Raw genomic sequence first — 24,909 nt, 5'->3', positions numbered from 1 at the left:
TGCTCACCCGGGTGGAGGCCGAGCACGGCTTCGGCGTGCGCATCGAGGGACCGGCGCCGCTGGAGCCGATCGCCGACCTGCCCGGCGTCGCCGAGTTCTACAGCCTCTTCCGGCGCATCGAGGGCGACGACTTTCCCAGCGTGGTGCTCGCCGACGGCGGACGCGTCACCTGGGACTGGAAGTACGACGGCTTTCCCGAGTAGGCGGGAGCGGCGCCCCGACCCCGGGCCGGTCGGCGGCTCCGAGACGCTCCGCCCACCACCCGTCCCCGCGCCACGGCGGCCCCCACCGTCTCCGGCGGGGGCCGCTGCGTCGACGCTCGGCGGAGCCGGTCAGCACCAGCCGTTGACCGCGCCGTTCACGCCGGTCCACAGGAAGGCGTCGGAGACCCAACTGCCGTCGCTGAGCCGGTTCCACAGCGACGTGGTGCCGTACCGGCCGGTGTGGCTGGTGCCGTTGGCGGAGCAGGAGATGGTGACCGTCGCGCCGTCACCCACCGAGCCGAGCACGGCGTAGCCGGTGCCGGGGCCGGACCGCTTGTTCACCGTGCCCCCGCCGTTGGCGTCGACGACCGCCTGGTTGAAGCCCAGCGCGCCGTAGTTGTAGATCGCGCCACCGGCGCCCCGCCAGGTCGAGCCGTGCCGCGCGCCGCCCTGGTAGGCCGAGGCGCCGTTCTCGAACACCCACTTGCCGAGGCCGTGGCCGGCGATGGGCACGTAGGCGCTGTTCTGCCGGAGCCCGAAGTGGACGTGCCGGCCGTACGCGGCCCCGCCGCAGGTGACGTCGGTGCCCGTGTAGCCCAGGTAGGCGCCCTGGCCGATCGCCGTGCCGTTGGCCGAGATGTTGCTCCACAGGTGGTAGTAGTCGGTGGAGTAGCCGCGGTCGTGGATCACCCGGATCCACCCCCGGCACATCGTGTACGCCGTGCCGGCCCGGGCCGCGCGGACCACCTCGTCGCCGCCCGCGAGGTCGATCGAGCTGTACGGCGTCTCGTAGCCGCCCCAGCCGTGCGGGCCGCTGGTCAGCGTCCAGGTCTGGCCGACCGCGAACGGCAGGGCCATGCCGGTCCGGTAGTCGCCGCCCGCGTACATCGTGCCCGGGCTGCGGGTGAAGACGTCCTTCTCCTGCTTGCCGACCAGGGGCGACTCGGCGGCCAACTCGCCGAACTCCGCCTCGCCGTCGAAGCTCACCTGCCACCCGCCGGCCTCGGCGCGGGCGATGAAGATCGCGCCGGTCGGGTGGACGTCCTCCTCGTGGCCGGTGAGGGCGACGGCGGTGCCGAAGGCCCAGCGGCCGCTCTTTCGGGTGACGGTGACCCGGGTGTCGGGCTCCTCGGCGTGCGCCTCGCCGGCGACCCGGGCCTGCCCGAGCAGCTTGACGGTCACGGCCTGCTCGACGCTCGCCCGGGCCGGGTCCGGCGTGGGCGCGGCGGCGTGCGCAGCGGTGCCCGCGACCAGGAGTTCCGTCGCCAGGAGGGCCGTGGCTATGCCGGCCCATCGTCTGATGTGCACCATTGACGACCTCTCAAATTGAAGTACATCGCTAAGTGGTGCTGACGATAGACAGAACCAAGAATGTTGTCTACATGTTGACACGCTTGCAATGAAGGTATGTTTCGGCCCGCCGGCCGCGTCGGCGAGGCGCGGCCGGCGGACGCCCGGGCAGGGCAGCCGGCGGTGGTCAGGCGATGCGGCGGATACGGCGGACGGCCAGCAGGAGCAGTAGCGCCGCGAGCGCGACGAAGATACCGGCCTCGATGCCCTGGAACAGCCAGAACCGGCTCTCGGGCTGGTAGAGCCACCAGTTGTAGGCGCCCGGCCCGAGGCCCAGGTCGGCGCCGCAGGCCCGCCCGTCGGGGCCCGTGGCACCGGGCGGGCAGATCACCTGGGCGTTGGGTGCGACGAGTTTGCCGTTGGCGTCGCGGACACCGTTGGAGAGGATCCAGTCGCGTCCCCTGATGGCGAGCTCGTCGGTGGAGCCCTGCACCGGGTAGGTCAGCTCGCGGGCCGGCAGGTAGCGCGGCCTGGCCAGCGCGGCCACGGCGACGCGCAGGCCGAGGAAACCGACCAGCGTGCCGGCCATGGCGGGCAGCGCCCGGGGCCAGACGGTGCCGGCGAAGACGCCCAGCGCGACCGCGAAGAGGGTGTACCCGATCGGCACCACGCCCTGCATGTCGAAGAAGAACGCGTCGAACCGGCTCTGCCGCCAGCCCTGGTTGAGCGGGGTCAGCCACCAGGACATGCCCAGCCCGTAGACGACGGAGACGAGCAGCGCGGCGGCTCCCACGAAGCCGAACTTGACCAGCGCCCAGCGTTGCCGGCTGACGCCCTGGGTCCAGACGAACCGGTGGGTGCCCTGCTCGACCTCGCGGGCGATCAGCGGGGCGCCCCAGAACAGACCGACCAGCAGCGGCAGCACGAGGAAGAGGATGCCCGCCAGGCTCAGCGTGCCGAACTGGTCGTGGAACTGGTTGAAGGCCCTGTCGCAGGTCTCGCCGAGCCCCGGCGTCGGGCCCGGGTCGCCCGCGGCGACGCACTCCGGCAGGCCGTAGTCGTCGAAGGCGTCGCGCATCGCCAGGCCACTGACGATCATGAAGGCGCCGAGGACCGCGAGCCCGCCCAGGGCGAACAGCGCGTCCCTGCGGTGTTGCCGCCAGGTCAGCCAGATCATGCCGGCACCCCCCATTCCTCGTGGCTGGCCTGCGCGTCGCCGTCGGCGAGGTAGGCCAGGATGACGTCCTCCAGGGACACGTCCCGCACGCTCCACCGCGGGTCGGCGACGGGCCCGTCGGCGCGCACCAGCAGGGTCGACTGCCGGTCGGTGTGGCTCGCCCGCACGACGTCGGCGACGCCCGGGATCGGCTCGCCGCCGTGCCGGGGGCCGATCAGGCGCCGGTGCGCGGCGACCAGGTCCTCGACGGCGCCGGCGAGCCGGACCTGGGCGGCGTTCAGCACGATCAGGTGGTCGCAGACCCGTTCCACGTCCGCCAGCAGGTGCGAGGAGAGCAGCACGGTGGTGCCGGAGTCGGCCACGCTGCCCATCAGGGTCTGCAGGAACTCCCGCCGGGCGAGCGGGTCGAGGCTGGCCACGGGCTCGTCGAGCAGCAGCAGCCGGGGTCGCTTGGCCAGGGCGAGGGCGAGCGCGACCTGGGCCCGCTGCCCGCCGGAGAGCTTGCCGACCGGCTTGTTCGGCGGGATGCCGAGATCCGCCAGGCGGGTACGCGCCATCGCCGCGTCCCAGCGGCGGTTCAGCCTGCCACCCGCCGTGATCAGCTCGGCCGCGGTGAAGTCCCGGTACAGCGGCGTGTCCTGGGCGACGAAGCCGATGTCGGCCAACGCCGCCGGGTTGTCGTAGGGGGGCTCGCCGAACAGCCGCACCGCCCCGGCGTCGGGCCGCAGCAGGCCCACCGCCAGGTGCAGCAGCGTGCTCTTGCCCGCCCCGTTGGGCCCGACCAGAGCGGCGATCCGCCCGGCCGGCAGGCGGAACGAGCAGTCCCGCAGCGCCCAGTGTCTCCCGTACCGTTTGCCCAGTTGGTCGGTCTCCAGCACGGCCTCCATGGCGTGTCCTCTCATCCTGCCGACGTGGCGTTCTGCGGCGGGGCTTCGACCGGGAGCGTGGCCCGCATGGTCGTCTCCACCAGGGCGGTGATGTCCTCGGGCGTCAGTTCTGCCGCCTGCGCGCGGTGCAGCCAGGCCACCAGCTCCGCCCGCAGTTCGGCCTGGTTGGGCAGGGACGCTCCGGCGAGGGTGCGCCTGACGAAGGTGCCGACACCCGGCCGCCCCTCCGCGAGGCCCTCGATCTCCAGCTCGCGGTACGCCTTCAGCACCGTGTTGGGGTTGATGGCCAGCGACTGCGCGACGTCGCGGACCTTGGGCAGCTGGTCCCCGGGGACCAGCAACCCCACCCGCAGGGCCTGTTTCACCTGCTGCACGAGCTGCATGTAGGTGTTCACCTTCGACCGGCCGTCCAGCACGAACTCGATCACCCGCCGCGCCTCCCCTGTTGTCTTACGACAGTAGGACTATAGAACAAGTTGGCGCCGACGGGAGACCCCTTCGTCGACGTGCACGCCCTTCCGGACGGGGGGCGGATGTCAGACCAGGCCGGCGACGGCGCCTATCGCGGTGATGGCGACCGCCACCTGCTCGGCAGGAGGACCGTCGACCGGCCACGAGCCGTCCGGGCGCTGGGTCGCGGTGAGCCGCCGGACCACGGCGCGGAACAGGGGATGGCCCGGGGGCAGCAACGCCGTCCGCAGTGCGCATCCGGCGCGGGCGACGTCGGCCGGCGGGGCGTCGAGCAGCCGCCGCGCCAGGACGTCCAGTCCCTGGTCCGCCTCCTCGCGCAGCCCCACCGCCCACAGCAGGGCGGCGGCGAGCCAGGTGGTGGTGAGGCACGACGGCCAGTCGCCGGAGGCTCCCACGGCGTCGCGCACCGCCCGGGCGGCCCGCCCGGCCGCCTCGGGCCGGTCCAGGACCGCCAGGCACCAGCCGACGTAGGCGGACAGGTAGAGCGGGTCCTGCGACGGCAGGTGCCCGGCGTCCACGGCGGAGCGCACCGTGCCGTCCGGCGCGACCAGCGCGGCGAGCCAGTCGGCGCAACGGTCCACCCGGGAGCTGTACCGCAGGTCCAACTCGATGATCCGGGTGAGCCGTTCGCACGTCGCCGCCACGGAGGGGGCGCCGGCCGACCAGGGTGCCGGGAAACCGCCCTCGGGAGACTGGTCGGCGAACAACGCGTCCGCCACGCCCAGCGGCGTCGGCCACACCCCGGTCAGCACCGTCGCCAGTCGGTGCCCGTCGGACTCGTCGCCGTGCGCGATCACCCACTCGACCGCCGCGTCCTTGTCGATCACGAGCCGAACCTAACAAGCACCGGGACGAAGGGCCGGGTTGAGGCAACCTCCGGCGATCCTCGCGGACGATCAGCCGGCCAGCACAACGGCCCGGGTGCGCGGCCCGCAGCCCCGACCGCGGCGCCGGCCAGCCACGCGGCGACCTCACCCGTGCAGGTAGGCGAGGACCGCCAACACCCGCCGGTTGTCGTCGTCCGACGGCGGCAGCCCCAGCTTGCTGAAGATGTTGTTGATGTGCTTGCTGACCGCCTTCTCGGTGACGAACAGCCGCCCGGCGATCGCCGCGTTCGACCGGCCCTCGGCCATCAGGCCCAGCACCTCCCGCTCCCGCGCGGTGAGCTCCCGCAGCGGCTGTGCCGTCGCGTTACGGGCGAGGAGTTGGGAGACGACCTCCGGGTCCATCACCATGCCACCGCCGGCCACCCGGCGCACCGCGTCGACAAACTGGTCGACATTGGACACGCGGTCCTTGAGCAGGTAGCCCACTCCCCCGCCACGGTCCGAGAGCAGCTCGCGGGCGTACAACTGCTCGACGTGCTGGGAGAGCACGAGGATCGGCAGGCCCGGCAGCCGGGTCCGGGCCTGCAACGCCGCCTGGAGCCCCTCGTCGGTGAAGGTCGGCGGCAGGCGCACGTCGACGACCGCGACGTCCGGGTGGTGCCGGACCAGCGCCGGCAGCACGGACGGCCCGTCGGCGACGGCCTCGACCACCTGACAGCCGAACGCGTCGAGGATGCGCGTCAGCCCGTCCCGGAGGAGGGCGAGATCCTCCGCGATGACAACTCGCACGGCAGCTCCATGGTCACGACAGTCGGTCCGCCGGGCGGACTCGTCACGGTCATCGTGCCATCGAAGGCTGCCAGACGGCGTTGCACGCCCGACAGGCCGGTCCCGGAGTCCGGCGTCGCGCCGCCCCGGCCGTCGTCGCCGACCACCATGGTCAACCGACCGTCGCGGTACGCCAGCCGGATCCACGCCCGCGCCGCGCCGCTGTGCTTGGTGACGTTGGCCAGCGCCTCGGCCACCGCGAAGTAGGCCGCCGACTCGACCGCGGCCGGCGGGCTGCCGGGCAACGCGACGTCGAGCTCCACGGGCAGCGGCACGGCCAACGCGAGCGCCCGCACGGCGCCGTCGAGTCCGCGTTCGGCCAGCACCGGCGGGTAGATGCCGCGGACCAGGTCGCGCAGCTCGACCAGGGCACGGCCACTGGTCTCCTGCGCCTCGGTGAGCAGCCGCTGCGCCGCGGCCGGGTCGTCGGCCATCAGCTTCTCGGCCAGGCCGATGCTCATGCGCAGCGCGACGAGCCGGGCCTGCGCCCCGTCGTGCAGGTCCCGCTCGATCCGGCGCAGCTCCGCGGCCTGGGTGTCGACCGTGTCGGCCCGGGTGGCGGCGAGCTGCCGGACCCGCAGCGCCAGCTCCTGCGTCCGGGTCGGAGCCAGGAAGAACCCGGCGAAGCGGAAGTGCAGCCACACCAGCCACTGCGCGACCGCCAGACCGGCGAACAGGAACAACCATCCCTGGGGTACGGACAGCACCGCCTGCACGAGGTTGTCCATCGGCCAGAACACGCCGTAGCCGTACCAGTCGACGGTGACGAACAGGACGAAGGGCAGCAGCAGGACGCCCTCCAGCCCGTACACCGGCAGGACGAACGCCAGCAGGCATGCCCCGCCGGTCACCATGCCCGGCATCAGCCAGGCGAAGTCCCGCCAGGTCGCCGGGTCACCGACCACCCAGCGGAACCGCCGCCAGGTGCCGAGCCGGGCGCCCTCGGGCGCCGGCGGGTACGGCGAGGCGATCGGCATGCCGTGCCACCCGGCCACCCGGCGTTGCAGCCCGGTCGACCACCGCACCAGCACGGTGACCGCGGGGAACAGCGCGAACCCGATGCCGAGGACCGGGATGAGCGCGAGCGAGACCACCGACAGCACGAACAGCGCCGCGTTGGTGGTCAGGCTGAGCAGGGCCACGGCCAGGCCCTGCACGGCGGCGAGCGCGCCGGGCCGGACCGACTGCCTGACGAACGCGCGTACGGAGCTGTCCACGGCGCCCATTCTCCGGCACCGGTCCCACCGGAATCGGTGGTGCTAGCACCACCCACGTTCGGGACCTGACACCCCTGCCCCCGCCCCCCTCCGGCCGAAGGATCGAGACGTGACCACAACCAGGCAGGAGAGACCCGACATGTCCCGGCGGCAACGACTGGCCGGCCTACCGTCCGGCCGACGCACCAAGTACGCGATGCTCGTCTTCTGGCTCGTCCTCGTCGCGGTGGCCGGACCCCTGGCGATCAAGCTGACCGAGGTGCAGAACAACGACACCCTCGGGGCGCTGCCCGCCTCCGTGGAGGCCAGCCGCGCGGTGCAGCGGGCGGAGGCGGCGTTCCCCGACTCCCAGGCGCCCCTCGCGGTCGCCGTCTACGTGCGCGAGAGCGGGCTCACCGACGCCGACCGCGCGAAGGTCGACGGCGACCGGGCCGCGTACGCCGCGTACGCCGACGGCGGCCAGGTGCCGCCCCCGGTCCCGAGCGAGGACGGCAGGGCGGTGCTGGTGTCCTTCCCGGTTGCCGGCGACGACGAGCAGCGGGCCGACGCGGTGGCCGACATCAGGGACCGGCTGGCCGCCGACGCCCCCGACGGGCTGCGCACCGCGCTCACCGGCGAGGCCGGCGCCACCGAGGACGTCTTCGACGCGTTCGCCGGGATGGACACCGCCCTGCTGCTGGCGACCGCGGGCACCGTCGCGCTGCTGCTGCTCCTCACGTACCGCAGCCCGGTCCTGTGGCTGATCCCGCTCCTCACGGTCGCGCTGGCCAACCAGCTCGCCAGCGCGGTCGTCTACCTGCTGGCCGAGTACGGCGGCCTGGCGGTCGACTTCCAGAGCCAGAGCATCCTCACCGTGCTGGTCTTCGGCGTCGGCGTGGACTACGCCCTGCTGCTCATCGCCCGGTACCGGGAGGAGCTGCGCCGGCACGCCGACCGGCACGCGGCGATGGCCGTGGCGCTGCGGAGGTCGATCGGCGCGATCTGCGCCTCGGCGGCGACCGTCGCGGTCGGCCTGCTGTGCCTGCTCGCCGCGCAACTGCCGGCCACCCGGGGCCTGGGACCGGTCGGCGCGGTCGGCATCGCCGCGGCGTTCCTCGCCATGACCACGCTCCTGCCGGCCGTGCTGGTCATCTTCGGGCGCTGGCTGTTCTGGCCGTTCGTGCCCCGCCACACCCCCGACGCGGTCGTCGACGACGAGGCGTCCGGGCACGGGCTGTGGCGCCGGGTCGCCGGCGTCGTCGGTCGCCGCCCGCGCGTGGTGTGGCTGGGCACGGCGGCGGCGCTGGTCGCCCTCAGCTTCGGCATCGGCAACCTCAGCATCGGCATGCCGGCTGACCAGTCGTTCACCACCGAGGTCGGCTCGATCACGGGCCAGCGGATGATCGCCGCGCACTACCCGAGCGGCACCGTGGCGCCCGCCGAGATCCTGGCCACCGCCGGCACGGCCGACCAGGTGGTGGCCGCCGCCCGTGCGGTGCCCGGGGTGGCCGAGGTCGGCGAGCCGCAGCGCTCCCCCGACGGCCGGTGGGTACGCGTCGCGGCCGTCCTCGCGGACACGCCGGACAGCGACGCCGCGCTGGACACCGTCAACCGGCTCCGCACCGCCGTGCACGCGGTGCCCGACGCGCAGGCGCTCGTCGGCGGGGACACCGCGTACCTGCTCGACGAGGAACGCACCGTCAGCCGCGACAACCGGGTCGTCGGCCCGCTGATCCTGGCGGTGGTGTTCGTCGTCCTGGTGCTGCTGCTGCGGGCCCTGGTCGCGCCGCTGCTGCTGCTGGCGAGCGTGGTGCTGTCCTACGTCGCCGCGATGGGCGCGGCCGGGCTGATCCTCGACGCCATGGGCTATCCCAAGCTGTTCGTCGGGATCCCGCTGCAGACGTTCCTGTTCCTGGTCGCCCTCGGCGTGGACTACACCATCTTCCTGGCCACCCGGGCCAGGGAGGAGACGGCACGGCTCGGGCACCGCCGGGGCGTGCTGCACGCGCTGACGGTCACCGGCGGCGTCATCACCAGCGCGGGCGTGGTGCTGGCGGCCACCTTCGGCGCGCTCAGCGTGCTGCCGCTGGTGCCGTCGGTGCAGTCGGCCGTCATCGTCGGCGTCGGCGTGCTGCTGGACACGTTCCTCGTGCGCAGCCTGCTCGTGCCGGCCCTGGCGCTGGAGATCGGCCGCCGCACCTGGTGGCCGGGCGTGCTGTCGCGGCGGGGGTCACCGCCGGTCCGGACGCAGCCGGTCGAGCCGGCTTCGGCGGGGGCGTAGCGCCCGGCCGCCCGCCGCCGGGCGGCTCACCGGGCGGGCGCCGGCCGTCCCCAGAGCGGTACGGTCGGCACCCGCCGGTCAGCTGCCCCACCGGTCGTGGGGCACGGTGACGGTCACCGCGCAGCCGACGCCGGCCCCCGCGCCGGTGGAGAGTCTGTCCACCTCGGCCGGGCCGGCACGATCGTCGTCGCGGGGGCCGCCGGCAGCGTGCCGGGTGCGGAGGATCACCTCCGCACCCGGCGCCTGGCTGCTACAGCTCCCGCACCCGCACGTTGCGGATCTCGATCAGGTCGCTGTTGCCGTGGTTCTGCAACCCGACGTATCCGCTCAGGAACTGGCGCAGGTCCGTGGGCGGGTCGCCCTGGCGGGACGAGGCCTTGCCCGGCGTGTTGTCGAACTCGTTGATCACGACGCCGTTACGGGTGATCGTGTAGTGCTGCCCGACCACCCGGATCTCGTAGTCGTTCCACTGGCCCTTCGGGGTCACCCCGGCCTGGTCCAGCCCGATCGGGTCGAAGTTGTAGATCGACCCGGTCTTCTGCGGCTCGCCGGTGGGACCGTCGTAGATCTGGATCTCGTGACCGCAGTAGATGGCCACCCATGCCTGGGAACTACGGGCCGACCCGACCGTCCCGCAGCTGCCGGCCGGCCGCTGCTCCAGCGGCGTCCGGGGGTCCGGGAACCGTACGAACGCGCCACTGTTGGCGTAAGTGTTGCCGGTGGAGACGTCCCGGAACTGCAGCCGCAGCGAGAAGTCCGCGAACTCCTGCTTGGCGTACCAGAGCATGCCGAGCCCGCCCGAGCTGCGGATCGAGCCGTCCGGCTGGAGCGTGAACGACCCGCCGGGCGCCTGCCGCCAGTCGGCGAGCGAGCCCGCCGAGCCGTCGAAGATCGGCTGGTAGCCGGGGGCCTTGCCGATCGGCGACTGGGCGGCGGCCTTCTGCAGCGCGGACGCCTCGCGGCTGTCGAGGACGCCGGCCTTGCGCAGGTCGCCCACCACAGCGGCGACGTGGCTCACGAACTGGCCGTGGTCGGTCCACATGCGCTCGTCGTCGATCAGGTCGTTGACCGTGCAGTCGCCGCCGACCTGGTGGTTGGTCACCCCGGTGTCGGTGTCGAGCATCCGCACCGTCCTGCGGGTGTCCGGTACGGCGCAGCCGACGACCACCTCGATCGTTCCGGTGGCCACCTCGCCGTCGGCGTAGGTCACCTTCACCGTCGCCTGGTAGGTGCCGAACTTCGCGTACGTGTGGGTGGGGTTGGCCTCGCGCGACGGCGCGCTGCCGTCACCGAAGTTCCACTCCCAGGCCACGCCGCCGGCCTTCGCGCTGGAGAAGGCGATCGTCTTCGGGTTGCTCTGCGCGACGGCCCGCGCGATGGCGTGGTTCGGGTTCGGCGTGGCCGGGCCGCCCTGGTAGGCGATCCGGATCAGCTTCTGGTTCGGGTGCAGGCTGAAGAACCCGCCGGCGTAATCCAGCAGGTAGAGCGCGCCGTCCGGGCCGAACTTGGCGTCCATCCAGGACTGGAGCTGGGTGCCGCCGCTGCCCGAGCGGATGATGCTGCGCAGGTCCTCGGCGAATGCCGGGGGTCCCTGCTTCGGCACGTTCGCCGGGTCGACGGTCACCGCGACGCGGTTGTTGGCGTTGGACTGGTCACCGATGAACCACTTGTTGTCCCAGTACGCCGGCCAGGCCACGCCGCTGTCGACGTCGACCTTCTCCCGCTGGTAGGTGGGGCCGTCCATGATGGCCTGGCCGCCGCCCTTGAGGTACGGCTGGGTGAACGTCTCCTGCCCGACCTGGTAGGTCGGCAGGCCGCTGCCGTCGGTGCGCTTCGGGTAGACCGGGCCGCCGCCCTGCGGCGAGTACCAGATCATGTTGTCCCGCGCCGGCGGGATGTCGACCAGCCCGGTGTTGCGCGGCGAGGTGTTCTTCAGGTTGTCGCAGTCGTACCAGCCGGCGAGCACGTTGGCGTCGGTGTTGCTGCGGTCCCGGTAGGGCTGCCGGTTGCCCATGCAGTACGGCCAGCCCTGGTTGCCGGCGGAGGTGATGATCGTCGCCGTCTCGTACTTCGCCGGTCCGAGCTCCGGGCTGGGGCCACCGGCGTCCGGGCCGACCCACGCGGCGGTCAGCCAGTCGTTGACCGGGTCCCAGGCGATCCGCGCGATGTTGCGGACACCCATCACGTAGATCTCCGGGCGGGTCTTGCCGCCGCCCTCCTCCTTGCCGGTGAACAGGTTGCCGTCGGGGATGGTGTAGGTGCCGTCCGGTTCCGGGTGGATCCGCAGGATCTTGCCGTTGAGGTCGTTGGTGTTGCCGGAGGTACGCCGGGCGTCCTGGAACGACACGCCCTGGTACTCCTGGGTCCAGTTGTTGCCGGAGTAGCCGCTGGAGCCGCCGGACGAGTTGCTGTCGCCGGTACCGATGTAGAGGTTGCCGCTCTCGTCGAAGGTCATGCCACCGCCCGCGTGGCAGCAGCTGTGGATCTGCGTGTCCCAGCGCAGCAGGTCCTTGCGGGTGCCCTGGTCGATGGTCTGCTTCGCGGCGTCGTAGGTGAACCGGGACACCGTCCGCTGGCCGATCCGCTTGACCCGGTCGATGGACTCGTGCGGCATCCAGTAGACGTAGATCCAGCGGTTCTGCGCGAACTGCGGGTCGAGGGTGATGCCGACCAGGCCCTCCTCGTTCTTCACCAGTTCGCTGCCGCTGCCCCGGTTTCCCATCACGGCGAGGGTGGTGAGGAGCTTGACCTGCTTGGTCTTCGGGTCCCACTGGTGGATGGTGCCGCAGCCGAGGCCGACCTTGGGGTCGTCCCAGCTGACTGCCGGCCCGGACGGGCAGGCCGCCTTGCCGACGTAGAACACCGTGCCGTCGGGCGCGATGGTCAGGCCGTGCGGCTCGCCGATCTGGTCGAGCTGGCCCGGCTGGTTGGTGGCGGTCAGCCGCTCGATCCGGTAGTTCGAGGCGACGGTCGCCTGGCAGTCGCCGCGGACCAGCCCGGCGGTCCACCTGATCGCGCCGAGCAGGTGGCTGCGGAACTGCTTGTCGGTGGTGTAGCTGGCCTCGGTGCGCCCCATGCCGGTGTAGAAGGACCGGCCGCCGTCGTAGTCCTGGCACCAGGAGATCGGGTGGAAGGGACCGTTGCCGCTCAGGCCCGGGTTGTAGGTGCCCTCCTCGACCTGCGCGACGGTGTGCACCCGGCCGGTCGGGCTCGGGTCCCAGTTGATCCACTGGTCGGAACGCTTCCAGGTCAGCGGCAGGCCCTGGTTGGCCGGGTGCTGCCGGTCGGTGAGGTCGACCACGGCCTGCTGCACCGTGCTGTCCGGCGGCGGGCCGGCGTCGGGGCCGATCAGCCACAGCTCGGCGAGCTGGATCAGCGGTTCCCCGCTGTTGGCGGTGACGTTGAGCCGGTAGTGCTGGTAGGCCTTGCTGTTGGTGAAGCTGAACTGCCGGGTCTGGAACCGCTGCGGGAACGTCTCGTTGCTGCGGGTGTCCAGGTCCGTCCAGGTGGTGCCGTCCTCGGAGCCCTGCAGGGTCCAGTTCTTCGGGTCCCGGCCGGGGAAGTCGTTGGCGGAGGTCAGCGCGTAGCGGCTCACCACCACCGGCTTCGCCAGCTTCACCGCCAGCCAGCCGGTCGGGTTGAAGGTCAGCCACTTGGTCCCGGTCGACCCGTCGATCGCCTTCGCGGCGGTCTCGTTCGGCGGGTTCTCCGCGCTCGCCGAGGCGGAGACGGGCTTCTCGGCGTTCGGCAGGCCGGCGGCCGGGCGGGTGCCGATCAGGCCGGTGAACCAGGCGGAGGTGGGTTGGGCGCGGGCCGCGTCGTGCACGCCGAGGAAACCGCCGCCGCCCTTGATGTACGCCTGGAACGCGGCCTCCTGGGCGTCGTCGAGGGTGACCCCGTTGGCGGACAGGAACACCACGCTCCGGTACCGGGCCAGGTTGCCGAAGGTGAACACCCCCGGGTCGGCGGACGCGTCGACGGCGAAGCCGTGCTCCGCGCCCAGGTCCCGGATCGCGTCGACAGCCTTGGTGACCGGGTCGTCCTGCTGGTCCACCGGACCGTGGAAGACCAGCAGCTTCACCGCGGCAGCGGCCTCGGCGGGCGCCGCCTGCACGGGCGTCGGGCCGGCGGCGTGCGCGGGCAGGGCCAGCAGGCCGAGCGTCAGCACGGCGCTCGCGGCGAGGGCGCTCGTGCGTCGGAGGGCCCGGCGGGTGACCGGTGGTGGGGAGGCTGTGACGTCGACGGGCCGACGTCCGCCCCATCGGGACAGCCGGAAACGGCGTTGTTGGGCCATTTCGACTCCTTCACGGGTGAGGTGTGGCGGAGGTGCGTTGTCCGAGCGGGTCGAGCAGGAGACGGTGCGGTCAGGAGACGCCGGCGGGCCCACGGCGGTGACGCGGCCCGGGGTGACCGCCGGTCCGTACAGCTCCGGACGGACCGGCGGCCGGCGCCCTCTCGTCGGCGGCGCGGTTGGCCGGCGGCGGTCAGTTGTGCTGGTGCTGCCCGGCGTCGGCGGTGGTGCCGGTGGCGTTCGCCGGGTGGGAGTGGTGGCTGTGGCCCGGAGGCATCGCCCCGTCCTCGTCCAGGACGTGCAGCATGGTCGACATGCCGCCGTCGGAGTGGAACTGCATGTGGCAGTGCAGCATCCAGTGCCCCGGTCCGACCGAGTCACCGGCCGTCACCTGGAACCCGAACGAGTCGCCGGGGCCGAGCGGCTTGTTGTCGATGATCGGGACGCCGTCGGCGAACGGCTGTCCGTTGTCCACCAGGCCGGTCCGGGTGTCCGCCCAGGAGTGGCCGTGCAGGTGGAAGGTGTGCATGTCGTTGCCGATGCCGACGACGATGAACTCGACCTTCTCGCCCTTGCGGGCGACCAGGCAGGTCGGCCCCGGCTGCGGGTTCTGCGCGTCGCAGGTGTCGGCGGCCGCGCCGCGGCGCAGGTTGATGCTCTGCCGATCGCCGAAGACCACGGTGTAGGTGCGATCCGGCTTCGGGTCGCCGGGTCGCCGGACCACCAGCCCGCCGAAGAGCCCCGCGCCGAGGCCCTGGGTGCCGTGCGGACCGCCCACCACGTGGTCGTGGTACCACCAGTAGCCGGCCGTGCCCGGCGAACCGGTCTTCCTGTTCCGCTGCTGGGCGAACCAGGTGTACGTGCGCGACTCGCCGGGCGGGACGAAGGAGCCGCTCTGCACGGTGCCGTCGGAGAGCTGGGTGTACTTGACCCCGTGCACGTGCAGCGAGACGCCCAGCGGATGCGCCGGGTCGGTACGCAGCTGCGTCAGGGTGGCCGCCGGCACCAGGTTGTGCAGGGTGATGGCGACGCATTCCCCCTCGGTCATCTCGATCGTCGGGCCCGGGTAGGAGGCCGTCTGCGGGGTGAGGCCGTAGCCGAGCCGGATCTGGGTGCCGTCCTTGGGCAACTCCACCGCGTACAGCTGCATGCTGCGGTCCGGCCTGGCACAGCCTTCCGGCCGTTCGGCGAAGAACGCCCCGGAGCGGGCGGCGGCCAGGCCGCCGGCGCCGACCAGGGTCAGCAGCACGGTGGCCGCCACCACCAGCAGCCGGCGGGTGCTCGGTCCGCGGCGCTTGCCGGCACGGTCGTCCTCGGGCGCGCCGCCGTCCCCGGGCGGCGGGGGGTCCTCGACGAGACGCCAGGCGCTCACCGGTCACCCCGCAGGTCGACGATGCGCTGGTAGCTGCGCTCGGCGGCGCCGAGGGAGCCCGGCGGGTTGGGCTGGGCGTTCGGCCCGGTGTCCTGCTCCCACAGGTAGGTGAACCGGCCGCCCCCGTCGAGCTCGGTGAAGAACTCGGCGAACGGGATGACCCCGGCGCCGAACTCGACGTCCAGGTAGGAGTTGCCCTGCTGCGGGTCGGGCAGCGGGACGCCGTCCTTGACGTGGAACAACGGGAACCGGTGCGGATGCGCGTTGACGTAGTCGACCGGCCGGAACCCCGGGTACTTGCGGGCGCCGCCGTACGCCCACAGGATGTCCATCTCCAGGAACACGTACCGGGGATCGGTCAGCTCCAGGAACAGGTCGTACAGCCGCACGTCGGGCCGGTCGACGGCGAAGCTGAACTCGATGGTGTGGTTGTGCTGGTAGAGCTTGATCCCCCGGGCCGCGGCGGCGGCGCCCCACGCGTTGAACTCGGCGGCGGCGGCCTGGTACCCGGCGATGGTGCGGTTGCCGGTGGGCGCCTGCGCGGTGCCGAGGGCCGGCATGCCGAGGGTCTCGGCGACGTCCAGTTCCCACTCCAGGTTGTTCCGGAAGTCGCCGAGCCCGCGGTGGCTGCCGGCCGCCTTCAGCCCGTTGTCGTCGAGCAGCTGGCGGATCTGCGCCGGCGTGATCGGGCCGACGTTGCCCTGGGTGTAGCCGGCGAACTCCACCTCCCGGTAGCCGATGCGGGACAGCTCCTCGAAGACGGCCGCGAAGCCGAACTGCGTGACCTTGTCCCGGACGCTGTAGAGCTGGATGCCCAGGTGCCCGCGCGGCACCAGGTGGCCGTTCGAGGCGCCGCCGGACGCCGTGGCGGGCAGCGCTCCGGCGAGGCTGGCCGCGCCGACCGCGACGGTGGAGCCGGCGAGGCCGCGCAGTAACGCCCGACGGTCGATCCTGTTCTTCGCCATGGTTGTTCCCTTCGATCGTCAGCAGCAGCTGCTCGGGTTGGCAGAGGAGGGCGCGCCGCCGGGGCAGCACGCAGAGAGCGGCGCGATCCGCACGTTGCGGAAGCTCACGACGTCGGCGGTGCCGTGGTTCTGCAGTCCGATGTATCCGCGGGCGTGCTGGCGGCCGGCGCCGCCCGGGTCGTCGGCCCGGGGCGGGCTGAACACCGCGTCCGGGGTGTTCACGTACTCGTTGATCAGTTCGCCGTTGCGGAAGACGGAGTAGTGCTGGCCCACCACCCGGATCTCGTAGTCGTTCCAGGTGCCCTTCGGGGCCACCTTCGCGCCGGCCAGGTCGACCCGGTCGAAGCCGTACACCGATCCGCTCTTGTACTGGTCGCCGTCGGGCCGGTCGTAGATCTGCAGCTCGTGGCCGTACTTGATGGCCACCCACTCGGGGCGGGACTCCTGGGCGTGGCCGTGCACGTCGGGGAAGCGGACGAAGACTCCGCTGTTGGCGCGGCCGGTGCCGGGGGCGTCGTCGCGCCACTGCAGCTTCAGCGAGAAGTCGCCGTACTCGGCGGTGGGTAGCCAGAGCATGCCGAGGCCGGGGACGGCCCGGCTGGTGATCGAGCCGTCGGCGTTGCGGGTGAAGCCGCCCGCGCCGACGTGCTCCCACCGGCCGAACGACGCCGCCGAGGCGTCCAGCAGCGGCTGGTAGCCGTTCTTCCCGTCCGGCTTGCCGACGCCGGAGCGGGCGGCGGCGCTCACCAGGCGACTGTGTTCCTTGTGGTCGATCAGGCCGAGGTGGTGCAGGTGCTCCGCGACGTCCGTGACGTGCTTGACGAACTGGCCGTGGTGGGGCCACGCCTTCTCGTCGTGGATGGCGTTGTTGATCGTGCAGCCGTCGGCGACCACCCGGTTCGGCACGCCGCTGTCCACCGTGCCGAGCCACACCGTCGGCCGGGTGTCCGGCACCGGGCAGGCGCTGGGGCCGCTGGCGACCACGGTGAAGGTGACCGACGCGGCGCCCGAGGTGTTGCCGGCCTTGTCGGTGGCCCGGTAGCTGACCGTGTGCCCGCCGGGCTGGTTCACGGTGACCGGCGCCGAGTAGCGGGCGTACGGCTGCCCGTCGAGGGAGTACTCGATCCGGTCCACTCCCGAGCCGGCGTCGGCGGCGGTGAGAATGACGGTGGCGCTGCCGAGGTAGGCGCCGTGGTCGTCGAGCTGGCCGGACAGCGCCGCCGTGACGGTCGGCGGGGTGGTGTCCGGCGCCGGCGGGTCGACCACGGTGAACGACACCGACTGGGCGGCCGAGGTGTTGCCGGCCTTGTCGGTGGCCCGGTAGCTGACCGTGTGCTGGCCGACCTGGTTGACGGTGACCGGCGCCGAGTAGGCGGCGTAGGGCTGCCCGTCGAGGGAGTACTCGATCCGGTCCACGCCGGTGCCGGCGTCCGTGGCCGAGATGGTGACCGTGGCGGCGCCGACGTACGCCCCGGCGCTGTCCCGCTGGCCGCTCACCGTGGCGGTCGCCGTCGGTGGCGTGGTGTCCGGGGCGGGCGGCTGCACCACGGTGAACGACACCGACTGCGCGGCCGAGGTGTTCCCCGCCTTGTCCGTCGCCCGGTAGCTCAGCGTGTGCTGCCCCGGCTGGTTGACCGTCACCGGCGCCGAGTAGCCGGCGTAGGCGCCCCCGTCCAGGGAGTACTCGATCCGGTCGACACCCGACTCGGTGTCCGTGGCCGACAACGTCACCGTCGCCGAACCCACGTACGCGCCGTTGTCGTCGCGCTGCCCGGTGACCGCGGCCGTCGCGGTCGGCGGGGTGGTGTCCGGCTCCGGCGGTCGCACCACGGTGAACGACACCGACTGCGCGGCCGAGGTGTTGCCCGCCTTGTCCGTCGCCCGGTAGCTCAGCGTGTGCTGGCCGGGCTGGGTCACCGCGACCGGCGCGGTGTAGGTGGCGTACGGCTGCCCGTCGAGGGAGTACTCGATCCGGTCGACGCCCGACTCCGTGTCGGTGGCCGACAACGTCACTGTCGCCGCGCCCACGTACGCGCCGTTGTCGTCACGCTCCCCGGTGAGTGCGGCCGTCGCGGTCGGCGGGGTCGTGTCCGGCTTCGGCGGTTCCACCACCGTGAAGGAGACCGACTGGGCCGCGGAGGTGTTCCCCGCCTTGTCGGTGGCCCGGTACGTCACCGTGTGCTGCCCCGGCTGGTTGACCGTCACCGGCGCCGAGTAGCCGGCGTAGGCGCCCCCGTCCAGGGAGTACTCGATCCGGTCGACACCCGACTCGGTGTCCGTGGCCGACAACGTCACCGTCGCCGAACCCACGTACGCGCCGTTGTCGTCGCGCTGCCCGGTGACCGCGGCCGTCGCGGTCGGCGGGGTCGTGTCCGGCTTCGGCGCCTCCACCACCGTGAACGACACCGACTGCGGGGTCGAGGTGTTGCCCGCCTTGTCGGTGGCCCGGTACGTCACCGTGTGCTGCCCCGGCTGGTTGACCGTCACCGGCGCCGAGTAGGTGCCGTACGCGCCGCCGTCCAGGGAGTACTCGACCCGGTCGACGCCGGAGCCCTCGTCGGTCGCGGACAGCGTCACCGTCGCCGACCCCAGGTAGGCGCCGGTGTCGTTCCGCTCGCCCGACACCGCGGCCGACGCGGTCGGCGGCGTGGTGTCCGAGCCGCCACCGGTGACGACCAGGAGGCCGGCCATCCCGCCGTGGCCCGGGATGGCGCAGAAGTAGCGGTACGTGCCGGGCGAGAGCACCACGTCGACGGTCCACCGGCCGCCGTTGGCGTCCGTCGGGTCGGCCAGGATGTTCACGTCGACGTCGCTGTTGTACGCCGGGTTGGTGGTGTCGAACGTCAGGGTGTGCTGCATACCGGTGGTGTTGCCGGTCGCGGCGCTGTTCTCGAACACGAGCGTCGCCGGCCCGGCGACGGCGGTGGTGGGCGCGGAGAGGTACGAGAGGAAGTTGTCGCCGGCGGTCCAGGTCAACACCTGGGCCTGTAGCTGCCGGGGCGGCCCGCTCGCGTCGGCTGTCCGTGCGCGGTCCGCGTCGACCGGGCGCGCGTTCGCCGGAGCCGCCACCAGTCCAGCGGTCACCAGCAGCAGGACCGCCGTGGCGACTGCCGCAATCGAATGCCGGAGCCGGCCCACGGAGAGCCGACCGGGCGGTGAGTACCCGTTCATGGATTCCTCTTTCACGGTCCGAGAGGGACACCGGCGCAGCGTGCGTCGGCCGGCCGATGTCATGAGTAGTCAGCGCTGCCGCGTCCCGAGGCTTCGGGAGCTGCCCAGGGGCGGCAGGGGCACGCCTGTCCGCGGATCCAGGTCGAGCGTCGTCACATGCCCGTACGAACCCTTCATCAGATCGACGGCTTCTTCGTATCGGCAGCCTGTGCGGCCCCTCCCTGGCCGCACGAGGTCCTCGGCCGTGACCAGCTGTCACGGTCGTCCTGGGTGAACGGGGTCTGCCTGATGCCAGCGCCGAGCCGGTTCGCGCGCGCGTCAGACAGCTGCCACGTCGGGGTGACGGGATGTGAGTGAGAAGGGATGGGCATCGGTCAAGCCACGGAGCGTTTCCGCACCGGGGCGCTGTCTTGGAGCGCCGACCCGGGGTGCCATCCCTGGCCTTACCCGTGGCCGCCGGGCGTGTTGCGCCGCCTGGGACCACGGTCGAGAGTCACCGCGCCGCCGGTTCATCTCGATGAAACATATTGATGTGTCCCGACACTACTGACTTGCCGTCAGCGTGTCCAGACCTTTCGTCGCCGCTGACACTACTTTCATTCAGAATGACGAAAGTCGGCAGCGTCGCAGGTCGTGTGGGCGTTACACCCCACCAGCACCTCCCTGAGGACGGGCGCCGGTCAGGAGACGGGTTCGGGGCAGCAGACCGTCAGCGCACCGGGGACGACCCGCACCTTGAGCTTGGTGACCTCCTTGCGGGCGCCGCCGTCAAGTTCGTACCTGCGCGGCGCCGCGAGGCGGACCCTGACCCTGCGGCCCCGCGTGATGCGTACGAACGGCGACTCCGCCGAGCGGCCGGCGGCCATCCGGCCGAGGGTGCGCGCCCAGTCCACCGCGCCGTCGGCGGTGGACACGCCAACCTCCAGGCAGCCGTCGTCGGGGCGGGCGTCGTCGAAGGCGGGGATGCCGCCGGTGATGGTGCCGACGTTGCCGAACAGCACGCAGCTCGCCTCGCCGTCGAACCACTCGGCGCCGTCGACGGTGATCCGGGTGCGGACCAGTTCGCCCCGGACGTGCCGCAACCCCGTCCACATGTACGCGAGGCGGCCGAACCTGCCCTTGAGCGTGCGGTCGGCGTCGCGGATGAGGTCGCCGTCGAAGCCGGCGCCGGCCATCACGGCGAAGTGCTCGCCGTTGAGCCTGCCGAGGTCCAGGGCACGGCGCGGGCCGCGCAGGCCGATCCGGACGGCCTCGGAAAGGTCCTCGGGGATGCCGAGGTTGGCGGCGAAGAGGTTGGCGGTGCCGGCGGGCAGGATCGCCATGGCGGCGCCCGAGCCGGCGAGGGCGTCGGCGCAGCGCTGCACCATGCCGTCGCCGCCCCACACGAAGACCAGCTCGGCGCCCTTCTTCAGCGCCTCACGGACCTTCTTCGGCGCCTTGCGGCTCTTCGGCACCTCGCACCAGATCAGGTTCTCGACCCCGGCGCCGGCCAGCTCCGCGCGTAGCGCGTCGAGGCCGCCGCCGAGGGTCTTCCTGCGGTGGGCGACGACCGCGACCGTGCCGAGGGCCGCCGGCGCGGCGTCCGCCGCGGTACTCGTGCTCATGGCCGGCGGTGATACCCAGCCCGCGCGGTTTCCACGCCCGGCCGGTGGGAGCGACCCCACCGGCCGGGACACGACGGTCAGAGGGTACGGGCGAGACGGTCGGCGAGGATGCGGGTGAACCGGGACGGGTCGGCCAGCTCCCCACCCTCGGCGAGCAGCGCCATGCCGTACAGCAGCTCGGCGGTCTCCTTCAGCGACTCCTCGGTGCCGCCCTCCTCGTGGGCCTTGCGCAGGCCGGTGACGAGCGGGTGCCCCGGGTTCAGCTCCAGGATCCGCTTGACCGCCGGCACCTCGTGCCCCATCGCCCGGTACATCTTCTCCAGCGTCGGGGTGATGTCGTGGGCGTCACCGACGACGCAGGCGGGCGAGGTGGTCAGCCGGGAGGAGAGGCGGACCTCCTTGACGGAGTCGGCGAGGGTGGCACCCATCCAGGTGAGCAGGTCGGCGAAGTCCTTGCGCTGCTGCTCGCGCTCGGCCTCGGCCTCCTTCTTCTCCTCCTCGGTGTCCAGGTCGACCTGGCCCTTGGCGATCGAGCGCAGGGTCCGGCCGTCGTACTGGCCGACGCGCTCGACCCACACCTCGTCGACCGGGTCGGTGAGCAGCAGCACCTCGTAGCCCTTGGCGCGGAACGCCTCCATGTGCGGCGAGTTCTCGATCATCGAGCGGGACTCGCCGGTGGCGTAGTAGATGTCGGCCTGCCCGTCCTTCATCCGGCTGACGTAGCCGGCGAGGTCGGTCGGCTCGGCCGGGTCGTGGGTCGAGGCGACCGAGAGGATCTCCAGGAGGGTGTCCCGGTTCTCCGTGTCGTCGATCAGGCCCTCCTTGACCGCCGCGCCGAACTCGGTCCAGAAGGTCCGGTAGCGCTCGGCGTGGTTGGCCTTCATGTCCCTGACGGTGGACAGGATCTTCTTGACCAGCCGACGGCGGACCACCTGGATCTGCCGGTCCTGCTGGAGGATCTCCCGGGAGATGTTCAGCGACAGGTCGTGCGCGTCCACCACGCCCTTGACGAAGCGCAGGTAGTTCGGCATGAGCGCTTCGCAGTCGTCCATGATGAAGACGCGCTTGACGTAGAGCTGCACGCCGCGGCGACCCTGCGGGGCGAACAGGTCCAGCGGGGCGTGGGAGGGGATGAACAGCAGCGCCTCGTACTCGAAGGTGCCCTCGCCCTTCATGTGCACGATGTCCAGCGGGTCGGCCCAGTCGTGGCTGACGTGCTTGTAGAACTCCTTGTACTCGGCCTCGTCGACCTCGTCGCGGGGCCGGGCCCAGAGCGCCTTCATCGAGTTGAGCGTCTGGGTCTCGGTCGTGGTCGCGTCGCCCTCGCCCGGGCGCTCGACGGTCATCCGGATCGGCCAGGCGATGAAGTCGGAGTACCGCTTGACGATCTCCCGGATCGTCCACTCGGCGGTGTAGTCGTGCAGGTTGTCCTCGGCGTCCGCCGCCTTGAGGTGCAGGGTCACCGCGGTGCCCTGCGGCACCTCGTCGACCGCCTCGACGGAGTAGGTGCCCTCGCCGGCCGACTCCCAGCGGGTGCCGCCGGTCTCCCCCGCCCGCCGGGTCACCAGCTCCACCCGGTCGGCGACCATGAACGCCGCGTAGAAGCCGACCCCGAACTGGCCGATCAGCTCCTGCCGCGCCCCGGCGTCGGCGGACTCGCGCAGCTTGCGCAGCAGCTCCGCCGTGCCCGACTTGGCGATCGTGCCGATCACCTGGACCACCTCGTCGCGGGACATGCCGATGCCGTTGTCCCGGACGGTCAGCGTGCGCGCCGCCTTGTCGACCTCGATCTCGATGTGCAGGTCGGAGGTGTCGACCTCCAGGTCCTTGTCGACCATCGACGCCAGGCGCAGCTTGTCCAGCGCGTCCGAGGCGTTCGAGATCAGTTCGCGCAGGAAGACGTCCTTGTTCGAGTAGATCGAGTGGACCATCAGCTGGAGCAGCTGACGCGCCTCGGCCTGGAACTCCAACGTCTCGGCCTGGTTACTCACGCCGTGTCCTTTCATCCTCGAAAGCCCACCAGAGGTTCGCCGAAAGGATACGAGCCGTCGCCCACGGCGAGACGACGACGCCCGGTCGGAGTTTCCCGACCGGGCGTCATCAGGGGTACGCGTGCGCGGCCGAGCCGCCGACCGGGGACGATCAGCCCCGGGTCGCCGACGACCCGCTCGTCTGATCGGCCCCCGCAGGGGCACGCCGCGCGGGGGGCCGGGGCTGCGTGCGGCAGGCGCGCTTTGCCCGGAGGCTCTACCGTCGACGGTGGCGTCACCGTGGCCGCCGGGAGAGCCGAGGGCTGGTGCGACCGCCGTGTGCGGCGGTCAGTACGGTAGGGATGTGTCTCTATGGATGGCCGCGATGTGGGGGCTGGTCGGCAGCGCGGTGGCCGAGGCGCTCAACCTGTCCGGGATGATGCGCCCGACCACCGAGTCCGGGGGGCGGTGGCAGTGGCCGTGGCGGGACCGGCGGGACGCCCCGATCGTCGTGTTCGCGGTGCTGCTCCGGACCGTGGCCGGCACCGGGCTCGCCGCCGCGGCCGGGGCGGGTGGCCTGGCCACCACCGCCTTCGCCAGCTTCACCTTCGGGGTGGCGGCGCCGCTCGTGATCGCCAAGATGTTCGACCAGGTCCGGGTGACGGAGCAGCCGTCCGACGACACACGTGGCGGACCGAACGGCGAGCACGATGACGCCGCGTGAGAGCCTGCTGGGCAGGTTCGTCTCCGCGCTGTCGGCCCGGCCCGCCGCCACGGCCACGGCCGTTCCCGTGCCGGCCCGCACCAGGCTGGCCGCCGCGCTCGCCGCGCGGCCCGTGGCCGCCCGAGCGGCCGGTCACGCCCCAGAGCCCGTCGGGGAACCCGACCACGGGGGGAAGCTGACCCAGCGGGTCAAGGAGGTGCTGGCCGGCATCCTGGGCGTCACCGCCGACCAGTTGCGGGTCGACGCCGACGGAGACGTCGGCATCCGCGTCGGCTCCGCCATGATCTTCGTACGGGCGCAGGACGACCCGCCGCTGGTCGACGTGTTCTCGCCGCTGCTCACCGGGGTCCAGCCGACCGAGTCGCTGTACCGGCGACTCTCCGACCTGACCAACGGTCTCGTCGTCGGCCGCGTCTACTGCACCGGGGACACGGTATGGGCGTCCGTGCCCGTCTTCGGGCAGGACTTCGTGCCCACCCACCTGCTGCTGGCCGTACGGGCCATGGTCGAGCTCGCCGACGACCTCGACGACCAGCTCCGGCGGGAGTTCGGCGGCAGCCGATTCTTCGGCGAGGAGTCCTCGGGCCTGGCGGCTGTGCCCGATCCGACCGGCTACCTGCGTGACCTCGACCGGGCCGGCGCGAGCGAAGCGGGCAGCGTCCTAGTCGACCTGCTGGCCGACCGGGGGCGGACGGAGGAGCTGCGGGCCCGCGCCGAGCACGGCGACTGGCACGCCGCCGCCCGGCTCGCCGCGCTGCTCGCCGGGGAGGGACGCGCCGACGAGGCCGAACGGTACTGGCGGATCGCCGCCGACCAGGGCGACCCGAGGGCCCGCGACGAGTTGGCCGCCCTGCTGGCCGCCCGGGGCCGGCCCGACGAGGCGATCGCGCTGCTGCGGCAGGCGGTCGAGGCCGACGACTGGCGCCCCCTGCCGCTGCTGCTCACGCTGCTCACCGAGCGTGGCCTCGTCGACGAGGCGATCGCGCTGCTGCGCCGCCACGCGGCCACCCGGGACTGACCCACCGCGCCGCCGAACGAAGCCGGCCCCACCGCGCCGCCGAACCGGACCGATCGCCGCCAGCCTGCCGAGGGCGGGCGTCATGGGCTCCGTGCGGGCGCCGGGCGACCCGGCCCGGGCGACCGCGCTGTCCCGCCCGGCCGCGACGGGCATCGCCGCCACAGATGCCCTGGACCAACGATGCCCGGCTGTCGGCTGAGCGCCTGCTTGGGGTGTGTGTCCGGTTCGGCGAGGGCTCCCGGGTGCGGTGTGGGGTGCCGTGTCCGGTTGGTGGTGGATTGCGGTGGCGGGCGCCACCACCCCGGCGGGCATGGGCCGGGGGGCCGGGGCGTTATACCCATCGTGACCGCGTGACCCCGAGCCGATTACACGGGCCGGGGCGACGGCCGGAATGCCGGCCGGACCCGCGTCGTTACATCCCCCCGGGACCGCGCCCCCTGAACGCCGGGCGCACCCACTTCTGGCGTGACCTTTCCTCACCCGTGGCGCACCCGCCCCCTTCCGGTGTGTGCCGCGTACCCCCGATCGAAAGGTGCTTCATCATGCGTACCGATCTGATCCGTAAGGCCGCCCTGACCGCTGCCGGCCTCGCCTTCACCGGCGGCGCCATCGCCGGCCCCGTCACCGCCGCCTA

The 24,909-nt window shown here is 72.5% G+C and carries 18 protein-coding genes; 4 read left to right on the top strand and 14 right to left on the bottom strand.

Translation table 11 applies throughout. The features are described from left to right. Positions 1-203: hypothetical protein (locus tag ABZ793_RS32010; protein WP_357464239.1), on the top strand; the 203-nt coding region annotated here is incomplete at its 5' end. A gap of 129 nt (positions 204-332) precedes the next feature. On the opposite strand, the gene ABZ793_RS32005 is transcribed toward ABZ793_RS32010, so the two are convergent. From ABZ793_RS32005 to ABZ793_RS31975, 7 genes are all read right to left on the bottom strand, one after another. Then, the gene (locus tag ABZ793_RS32005; protein WP_357464237.1) at positions 333-1,511 is read right to left on the bottom strand and encodes a peptidoglycan DD-metalloendopeptidase family protein; all 1,179 of its coding nucleotides are present in this window, start codon (positions 1,509-1,511) and stop codon (positions 333-335) included. Positions 1,512-1,680: 169 nt separating this feature from the next. Beyond that, on the bottom strand, positions 1,681-2,670 hold the full coding sequence (locus ABZ793_RS32000) for an ABC transporter permease subunit (RefSeq protein ID WP_357464235.1): 990 nt from the start codon (positions 2,668-2,670) through the stop codon (positions 1,681-1,683). Further along, positions 2,667-3,557, bottom strand: a complete 891-nt coding sequence (locus ABZ793_RS31995; RefSeq protein WP_357464231.1) for an ABC transporter ATP-binding protein — start codon at positions 3,555-3,557, stop codon at positions 2,667-2,669. Before ABZ793_RS31995 ends, ABZ793_RS32000 begins: the two co-directional genes overlap by 4 nt. An 11-nt stretch (positions 3,558-3,568) precedes the next feature. After that, positions 3,569-3,985, bottom strand: a complete 417-nt coding sequence (locus ABZ793_RS31990) for a GntR family transcriptional regulator (RefSeq protein ID WP_357464228.1) — start codon at positions 3,983-3,985, stop codon at positions 3,569-3,571. Between the two features lie 108 nt (positions 3,986-4,093). After that, positions 4,094-4,855, bottom strand: a complete 762-nt coding sequence (locus ABZ793_RS31985; protein WP_357464225.1) for a hypothetical protein — start codon at positions 4,853-4,855, stop codon at positions 4,094-4,096. A 144-nt stretch (positions 4,856-4,999) separates the two neighbouring features. Next, a complete protein-coding gene (locus ABZ793_RS31980; protein WP_357464222.1) occupies positions 5,000-5,644 on the bottom strand; it encodes a response regulator transcription factor in 645 nt (214 codons plus the stop codon). Further along, complete coding sequence (locus ABZ793_RS31975) at positions 5,596-6,909, bottom strand: sensor histidine kinase (protein ID WP_357464219.1); 1,314 nt, start codon at positions 6,907-6,909, stop codon at positions 5,596-5,598. Before ABZ793_RS31975 ends, ABZ793_RS31980 begins: the two co-directional genes overlap by 49 nt. Before the next feature lie 130 nt (positions 6,910-7,039). Here ABZ793_RS31975 and ABZ793_RS31970 point away from each other — a divergent pair, with 130 nt between their 5' ends. Continuing rightward, positions 7,040-9,160 carry an MMPL family transporter gene (locus ABZ793_RS31970; RefSeq protein ID WP_357464241.1) on the top strand — a complete coding sequence of 707 codons (2,121 nt, stop codon included), beginning with the start codon at positions 7,040-7,042 and terminating at the stop codon, positions 9,158-9,160. A gap of 78 nt (positions 9,161-9,238) precedes the next feature. Here ABZ793_RS31970 and ABZ793_RS31965 read toward each other — a convergent pair whose 3' ends face one another. From ABZ793_RS31965 to htpG, 7 genes are all read right to left on the bottom strand, one after another. Next, positions 9,239-9,388 (bottom strand): hypothetical protein, encoded by a 150-nt coding sequence (locus tag ABZ793_RS31965; protein ID WP_357464216.1) that lies wholly within the window; start codon positions 9,386-9,388, stop codon positions 9,239-9,241. Between the two features lie 22 nt (positions 9,389-9,410). Next, positions 9,411-13,454: a ThuA domain-containing protein gene (locus ABZ793_RS31960; protein WP_357464213.1), complete on the bottom strand. Its 4,044-nt coding sequence runs from the start codon at positions 13,452-13,454 to the stop codon at positions 9,411-9,413. 190 nt (positions 13,455-13,644) lie between these two features. Then, complete coding sequence (locus ABZ793_RS31955) at positions 13,645-14,823, bottom strand: multicopper oxidase domain-containing protein (RefSeq protein WP_357464210.1); 1,179 nt, start codon at positions 14,821-14,823, stop codon at positions 13,645-13,647. Beyond that, positions 14,820-15,788 (bottom strand): sugar phosphate isomerase/epimerase, encoded by a 969-nt coding sequence (locus ABZ793_RS31950; protein WP_357464207.1) that lies wholly within the window; start codon positions 15,786-15,788, stop codon positions 14,820-14,822. Before ABZ793_RS31950 ends, ABZ793_RS31955 begins: the two co-directional genes overlap by 4 nt. A gap of 18 nt (positions 15,789-15,806) precedes the next feature. Beyond that, positions 15,807-18,959: a family 16 glycoside hydrolase gene (locus ABZ793_RS31945; RefSeq protein WP_357464204.1), complete on the bottom strand. Its 3,153-nt coding sequence runs from the start codon at positions 18,957-18,959 to the stop codon at positions 15,807-15,809. 680 nt (positions 18,960-19,639) lie between these two features. After that, complete coding sequence (locus tag ABZ793_RS31940) at positions 19,640-20,563, bottom strand: diacylglycerol kinase family protein (RefSeq protein ID WP_357464201.1); 924 nt, start codon at positions 20,561-20,563, stop codon at positions 19,640-19,642. Positions 20,564-20,640: 77 nt separating this feature from the next. Next, positions 20,641-22,569: a molecular chaperone HtpG gene (htpG, locus tag ABZ793_RS31935; protein ID WP_357464198.1), complete on the bottom strand. Its 1,929-nt coding sequence runs from the start codon at positions 22,567-22,569 to the stop codon at positions 20,641-20,643. A gap of 328 nt (positions 22,570-22,897) precedes the next feature. Here htpG and ABZ793_RS31930 point away from each other — a divergent pair, with 328 nt between their 5' ends. Further along, positions 22,898-23,257 carry a hypothetical protein gene (locus ABZ793_RS31930; protein ID WP_357464195.1) on the top strand — a complete coding sequence of 120 codons (360 nt, stop codon included), beginning with the start codon at positions 22,898-22,900 and terminating at the stop codon, positions 23,255-23,257. After that, a complete protein-coding gene (locus tag ABZ793_RS31925; protein ID WP_357464192.1) occupies positions 23,244-24,275 on the top strand; it encodes a hypothetical protein in 1,032 nt (343 codons plus the stop codon). Before ABZ793_RS31930 ends, ABZ793_RS31925 begins: the two co-directional genes overlap by 14 nt. Positions 24,276-24,909 lie beyond the last annotated feature (634 nt).

The sequence above is a fragment of the Micromonospora sp. NPDC047465 genome (assembly GCF_040643125.1).
In the GTDB taxonomy this organism is placed as follows: Bacteria; Actinomycetota; Actinomycetes; order Mycobacteriales; family Micromonosporaceae; genus Micromonospora.
The sequence above is the reverse complement of the archived record's forward strand: the minus strand, read 5'-3'. Positions and strand labels throughout refer to the sequence as shown.

Excerpts from the sequence above, each read along its gene's own strand:
- ABZ793_RS32000 (WP_357464235.1), bottom strand. The coding sequence starts at position 2,670 with ATGATCTGGCTGACCTGGCGGCAACACCGCAGGGACGCGCTGTTCGCC.
- ABZ793_RS31995 (WP_357464231.1), bottom strand. The coding sequence starts at position 3,557 with ATGGAGGCCGTGCTGGAGACCGACCAACTGGGCAAACGGTACGGGAGA.
- ABZ793_RS31975 (WP_357464219.1), bottom strand. The coding sequence starts at position 6,909 with ATGGGCGCCGTGGACAGCTCCGTACGCGCGTTCGTCAGGCAGTCGGTC.
- ABZ793_RS31970 (WP_357464241.1), top strand. The coding sequence starts at position 7,040 with ATGTCCCGGCGGCAACGACTGGCCGGCCTACCGTCCGGCCGACGCACC.
- ABZ793_RS31960 (WP_357464213.1), bottom strand. The coding sequence starts at position 13,454 with ATGGCCCAACAACGCCGTTTCCGGCTGTCCCGATGGGGCGGACGTCGG.
- ABZ793_RS31950 (WP_357464207.1), bottom strand. The coding sequence starts at position 15,788 with ATGGCGAAGAACAGGATCGACCGTCGGGCGTTACTGCGCGGCCTCGCC.
- ABZ793_RS31945 (WP_357464204.1), bottom strand. The coding sequence starts at position 18,959 with ATGAACGGGTACTCACCGCCCGGTCGGCTCTCCGTGGGCCGGCTCCGG.
- ABZ793_RS31940 (WP_357464201.1), bottom strand. The coding sequence starts at position 20,563 with ATGAGCACGAGTACCGCGGCGGACGCCGCGCCGGCGGCCCTCGGCACG.
- htpG (WP_357464198.1), bottom strand. The coding sequence starts at position 22,569 with ATGAAAGGACACGGCGTGAGTAACCAGGCCGAGACGTTGGAGTTCCAG.
- ABZ793_RS31925 (WP_357464192.1), top strand. The coding sequence starts at position 23,244 with ATGACGCCGCGTGAGAGCCTGCTGGGCAGGTTCGTCTCCGCGCTGTCG.